Origin of the sequence: Bartonella sp. AP7XZML (genome assembly GCF_042195745.1) — a bacterium.
GTDB lineage: Bacteria > Pseudomonadota > Alphaproteobacteria > Rhizobiales > Rhizobiaceae > Bartonella.
In genome coordinates, this window is record NZ_JBHIOT010000061.1 from 1 (window position 1) to 1691 (window position 1691).

The window sequence follows — 1691 nt, forward strand, 5'->3', positions numbered from 1 at the left end:
ACTCACAAATGAAACGCGTGTAATTAATAATCATACCCTTTATCGCATTAAAGCATTAAAAGACTTTGCTGATGTTAAAGCAGGTACTTTAGGGGGCTTTATTGAAAAGGAAGATAACCTCTCTCATGATGGCAATTGCTGGGTGTATGATGAGGCTCTTGTCTTTAAAAATGGTCACGTTTATGAAAATGCAAGGGTTTATGACAATGCTATCATTGCTGGCTATGTTTATGATAATGCCCATGTTTATGGCAATGCTATTATTTCTGATAATTCCCGTGTCTATGGTAATGCTCATGTGTATGGCAAGGCTATTATTTATGATAATGCCTATGTTTATGACAATGCTAGGGTTTATGAAAACGCTCATATAGCAAATAACGTACATGTTTATGAAAATGCCAATATTCATGGAATTGCTGTTATTCGTGAAAATGTCGGCGGGTTTACTAAAATAAAAACCTATACTGAACGTCTCTCTCCTTATGGTGAATTAGAGATTGTCTGGGTCTAATCTAAAGCAGTGTAAATGAAAGCACGGGCGCGGCGGGGGTGCCCCTCTTTTAAATTTCCCATTCCAAATTTTAGCAAACGTTTATCACATTAAATTGTGAGGGTATCTCTATGTGCAAAAAATACGAATTAACCAGTGAAGTCAAAAAAATCAAACATGCTCTTACTCGAAATATTATAAACCTTTATCGCATTAAAGCTTTAAAAGATTTCGATGATATAAAGGCAGGGTCTTTAGGGGGCTTTATTGAAAAGGAAGTTAACCTATCCCATGATGGCAATTGCTGGGTCTATGATGAGGCTTGTGTCTACGGTCATGCAAGGGTGTATGAAAATGCAAAAATACGCCATTTTTCTCAAGTCTGTGGTCAAGTTTATGGCAATGCTGAAGTCTATGGAAAGGCTTTTATCTCTCAATATGCTAAAGTTTATGACCATGCTTTTGTCTATGGCAATGCTCATGTTTATGGCAATATTTATGGTAATGCTCATGTGAATGGTAGTGCCCGCATTCTTGCTGATGCTCATATTTATGATCATGCGCATGTTTCTTATGATGCTACGGTTTTTAGTTATGCACGCGTTTATGGTCATGCCAAAGTTTCTGGCTTGGCTTGTATTTATAGCCATGCAAAAATTTATAATTATGCTGTTATTAATGGTCGTGCAAAGATTTATGGCAAGGTTTATGGGAATGCTTGTGTGAGTGGCTCTTGTGAGATTTATGGCTCTGTTTATGGCAATGCTAAAATCTCATATTGTGCAACGATCTGGGGGCGTGTTTATGGCAATGCAAAAATCAATAAAAAAAGCAAAGTAAGGTTGGTTCCCAAAAATTGTGAGGTTTATGAAAGGGATAATGTTGTCAATATAACTGATGAAACAGAATAAAGAACGGCGTGGGGGGCGTGCCTTCTTTATGGTTATAAACGCATATAAAATGCATTGCTATAAACATATCATAAAAGAGAGAGTAAAACAAAAAAAGCCGTGCCAAATGATATGACGCGGCTTTCAAATAACGATTATAATGATAAAAAATAATCATCTACAATGGAGTAATGAATGCATATATACAAAACGTATCATATTGCAAGCGCTCTATTAGAGATATGAAAACTTATCAAACAAATCAAAACGCTCGGTAGCTTTAACAATCCAATCAAAAGCAAATGCAT

2 protein-coding genes are annotated in these 1691 nt (G+C 36.1%); both read left to right on the forward strand.

Annotated elements, in window-relative coordinates:
* Nucleotides 1-514, forward strand: a 514-nt coding sequence (locus tag ACFILT_RS04425; RefSeq protein WP_375639612.1) for a hypothetical protein, incomplete at its 5' end; no start/stop codon positions are given.
* 110 nt (nucleotides 515-624) lie between these two features.
* The gene (locus ACFILT_RS04430; RefSeq protein ID WP_375639611.1) at nucleotides 625-1404 is read left to right on the forward strand and encodes a hypothetical protein; all 780 of its coding nucleotides are present in this window, start codon (nucleotides 625-627) and stop codon (nucleotides 1402-1404) included.
* Nucleotides 1405-1691 lie beyond the last annotated feature (287 nt).

What these genes read in the sequence shown, in the direction of transcription:
- ACFILT_RS04430 (WP_375639611.1), top strand. Translation starts at nt 625, where the DNA reads ATGTGCAAAAAATACGAATTAACCAGTGAAGTCAAAAAAATCAAACAT.